General features: G+C 59.4%; 3 protein-coding genes. 2 read left to right on the top strand and 1 reads right to left on the bottom strand.

What is annotated here, in order from left to right; all coding sequences use genetic code 11:
* Positions 1 to 355: 355 nt before the first annotated feature.
* The gene (locus EOA49_RS15360) at positions 356 to 1,141 is read right to left on the bottom strand and encodes an acetoacetate decarboxylase (RefSeq protein WP_127241404.1); all 786 of its coding nucleotides are present in this window, start codon (positions 1,139 to 1,141) and stop codon (positions 356 to 358) included.
* Positions 1,142 to 2,087: 946 nt separating this feature from the next.
* Here EOA49_RS15360 and EOA49_RS15355 point away from each other — a divergent pair.
* Entirely contained in the window at positions 2,088 to 2,282 is a 195-nt protein-coding gene (locus EOA49_RS15355) for a hypothetical protein (RefSeq protein WP_127241403.1), read from the top strand.
* 449 nt (positions 2,283 to 2,731) lie between these two features.
* Positions 2,732 to 3,889: a TlpA disulfide reductase family protein gene (locus EOA49_RS15350; protein ID WP_127241402.1), complete on the top strand. Its 1,158-nt coding sequence runs from the start codon at positions 2,732 to 2,734 to the stop codon at positions 3,887 to 3,889.
* Positions 3,890 to 4,111: the final 222 nt, after the last annotated feature.

Raw genomic sequence — 4,111 nt, 5'->3', positions numbered from 1 at the left:
ACACCCGTGAGATGGAGCCTATCACGGGCGGGAAGCGCCTTGTGGCAGAACTCGACAAGCGGCGCTACGTTCTGGACGCCGGCGTTGCTGACAGGACATCGAGGCGCCCGAAGGTTTCGATTGCCTGCATCAGCCGCGTTCCACCTGCCTCTCACCCTGGCAACCATTTTTCGTCAATCGATCGATCCCGGACGCCGTTGTTGGACTTCGCTGTGATCAAGATCCGCGGACCACTCTTGCTCCCTCGCGGGCGAACCGCGCTTTCCTTGCCGACCCCGCTCGCGGCTTCGGCGATCACCGCCACCTTGTCGATAAGCCGGCCACCGGCTCCCCGTCGCGCTGGTTCAATAAAATATCATTGTGAAAGTTCATGGTTTCTTCCTTTCCGATGGCGAGGCTCGGCTTCCGCGAGATAGTCGTGGACGACCTTCCCGAGCGCGAGCGTGAGACCGGCGACGAGGTGTACGGCCGAGACTACTTCCAGCACCGGCAGTTCGGCGACGGGGGCAAGCGCATGCGACCAGAGGTTCAGGGCTGCCGGGCCGGTCCAGGCGCCTCTCAGATCGATGTCCTCCAGGTGGTATTCCACGAGTTCGCAGATGCGCGGCGTGCCGTCGACATGCGGGATGATTTTGAGGAGGAAGTTCGGGTCGGCGAGCGAGGCCTTAACGCTCGCAAGGTCCGCGGCCCGGTGCTTGTAGCCCATCGTACCCGTCGCGACGCGGACCGGGCCGTAGTCCAGCGTGCCAACAAGCGTGTCCGTCTCTGTTCGGAGCGTTGGGCTGGCGAGCTTCTTGGGAAAGCCCCACAACTCGCGTCCGCCCGCTGTCGGCGGATGGTCGTCGAGAAACATGCAGTGGGTGTAGCTCCCCATGCGGCCGCAGAAGGAGACAGGAATGACCTGTCCGCTTTCCGTGTAGTCGCCGAAGCCCGTCGAGTCCGGCATGCGAATGAACTCGAATTTGACCAGAGGCTCGCACACCTGAAGCGGCTCCGGCACAAGGTCGCGCAGTTTTTGCGGATCGGTGCGATATGTGATGATCAGATACTCCCGGTTGCTGAAGCGATATGGGCCGGGTGGGTAGGCCGGGCTGGTCAGGGGCATGGCGAAAGCTCTCCCACGGACGGTATCTTGGTGCATGTTTGAAATTCCTTTGTGCTGGCTCAAGTGGGCTTAGATAGGTCTCGATGATGGCGGCGAGGCTCTCCGAGGTGCCTTCGTTAGCCTGGATGCATGGCGTGATCGCGCGTAGCCATTTTGCGCTGGGCAATTGCCTCGGGGCGCACTCATTGTATGGTCGCGGACGCGGTTCCATGGGTCCGGTTGTAGTCGAGAGGCAAGATTCGAGGTAAAGTGATTTTGTTCCTCATTTGAAGGCGCTGCTTCCCGTCTGCTCTCGTGGTAGGAGGAAGTGGAGTGGCGGCCAGCTCCGATTTCGCCTCATGGCGGGGTTTGCGGATCAACGCGCACGCGCCATGCCAAATGAGAATCGTTCGAGGCAAAGCGATAGATCTTGCTCAGCTACGTTACGCCTCCGACGTTGTCGGACATCGGATAGCGCCGAACAGGACCGCTTGCGGATTGGGAGGACGTGTCTTTTGCGCAAGAGGACCTCCGCCCCTCAGGCAAATAGCTCCGACCGGGGCGCTATGCTTCACCACCGTCGGCCCGGGAAGTAGCGCTCTTTATGCCGAGGTGTTCTCCCACTGGACGCCGCGCATTCGCCATCATGTGAAAGAGTTCTACCTGCTCGACGACCAGAAATTCTCGACCAGCCGCGGCCATGCGGCTAGGGCAAGGAGGCTCTGGGCCCAAAGGCAGGTTGACGTCGTGCGTACCCATTCGGCGCTGGTACGCCCGCAAGGTGAGCTGGACGCGCTCCGCCGGGGGAACGAGCCATTTCAAGGGATCTTGCGATATCCGTCCTGTTACCCTCGCCGTCTTTACCGGTGTGGTTCGAGGCGCTAGTCAGCGTGACGCGCCTTGCATAGTGCCCGATCACCCGACAACGCCTGTGATCCATCGCGAGGAAATACAGCGGACCTCATTTGCTGGCAGAGTGCCTATCCGACCCAAGTACCTTCTAATGGCGGCTGGCTATCCTGCGGCGCAGATTACTGCAGTCGCGCTCGAACGTGGGCAGGTAGCGTCGCTCGACGCCTGGCTGCAGAAGTGGAGGCAGCGAAGGGCATCCGATACATTGGTGCAGCATTACGTGCTGTCGGGGCTCAACGCCGCGCTGATTGAGCCCAATGCCGCCGACTTGGCAGCCGCGTGGTGATTTATGTCCACGAGGCAAGGATCCACACGCGGCGGTGGCGGCACGAGGACCAAGCCGCCCCGCACTTTCGACCCGGCGCCAAAGTGCCACTGCTCGAGGACGCCGGCCAGTCTAATGACAGGCGAGCCATCCAAGCTCTCACCTGTCCTAAAGCGGCTGGCTCAAGAGGGCGAAACCCGACAGCGGCAGAAGACATGTCAGGTCCACGACAATCGGCCGTGTTTGGGCTCGTGGAGAATTTTCAAAGCATTCCCCGCCGCTTACCGGAGCTGAGAGGGGTTGGCACGCCCATTGCTGCTTGATGGGCGGCAACACTGTGAGAGGACTGAATCGCATGCAAACGCGCAAGACGAGCGATGGCCTCCTGATCCGTGTGTTGCGATTCTGACAGAGAAACCAACTACGCATAAAAGCCACGAAAGGTGTGGGTAGCTTTGGATAAGAACATCATGGAACTGCGTATGGGGTCCCCGGCTCCTCCGATCAAAGTGGAGAACTGGCTGCGTGGCGAGCCCGTCACGAACTTTAAGCCCGGCAAGGTCTACCTCGTTGAATTTTGGGCGACTTGGTGCGGACCATGTGTGACGGCCATGCCGCATTTGGTTGAACTGCAGGAGAAACATGCAGACAGCGGATTTGAGATTATCGGAGTCGCAGCTGGCGAACGGGCTGCAACCGCGGACGAGGCACGTACTAAGGTGGATGCCTGGCTGACCGAGAAGTTCTCGAATCTGAATTATCGTATCGCGTTCGATTACACTGGCGAAATGAACGAGCTCTGGATGGATCCCAGCTCTTCGATCGGGATTCCCACCTCGTTCGTGGTCGACCGCGACGGCCACATCGCTTTTATCGGCCACCCGGCGGAACTCGATGACGTTTTGCCGAAAGTCCTTAACGGCAGCTGGCGCAGCAGCTATGAAGCGAAAGCCGCCGATGCAAAGCGAATCGCGCGTAACCAAAGTATAGCGCGCGAAAGGTCACTGACCCGGCCGATATACGCCAAACTTAGGCCGGCGATGCAGGACAAGGATTGGACAGCGGCACTATTGGCCATCGAAGAAGGCCTCGCCGTGATGCCAGACTCTTTTCATTTTCGGCAGATTCATGCGGATCTTCTGCTTCACAAGCTGCGCGACATCAAAACCGGCTTGCCGCTTATGCGCCAATTGGTCGAGGACGCGATCGACAAAAAGTTCGAAGCGGTGTCTTGGATGGTCATGGCGCTGAACCAACTCTTCGATCCCACGATCGACAACTCCCATCTTCCGCATGATGATCGCTTTGCGATGGGCAACGAGCTCTCAGAACAGATCCTGGAACTTAATCCTCCGCAAGGCGACGGGCCCCTTAAATTCCATTGGTACATCCCGGTCGCTCAGTATTATTACGAGAGCGGCCACAAGGATCGCGCGGTCGAGTTGATCGAGGTGGCAATCAAATCGCTGGACCACCAGGAGCCAATGCCGGACCACACCAAACAGCACTACCTCACCCCGTTGCTCCAAGCCCTGGCCAACTACACGGGTGAGCCCGCCTGTCATGCAGATATCTGTGTGGCTCCGCAAAATAAGGCTTTCGAAACTCAAAACGCAGTCACTTCCTGAGCAAAGATCGCGAAGGGATGACAATTGGAATTCAACACTGGCCAATCCGCCCATCGTGGCTCGCTTCGCAGCAAGTATGTCGATGCAGCAAGGGGGGGCGGCTTGCGGCAGGTTGGATTTCAATTGCGTTGACCATCGGTCGGATCGCGGCGCAGACGATGTGCGCCGCGAATTCGCGCCGTAGGTCTCGCACTCGTGGACATGTCGAGGTCGGCCACGGGG

Origin of the sequence: Mesorhizobium sp. M1A.F.Ca.IN.020.04.1.1, from assembly GCF_003997315.1 — a bacterium.
Taxonomy (GTDB): Bacteria; Pseudomonadota; Alphaproteobacteria; order Rhizobiales; family Rhizobiaceae; genus Mesorhizobium.
The sequence above is the reverse complement of the archived record's forward strand: the minus strand, read 5'-3'. Positions and strand labels throughout refer to the sequence as shown.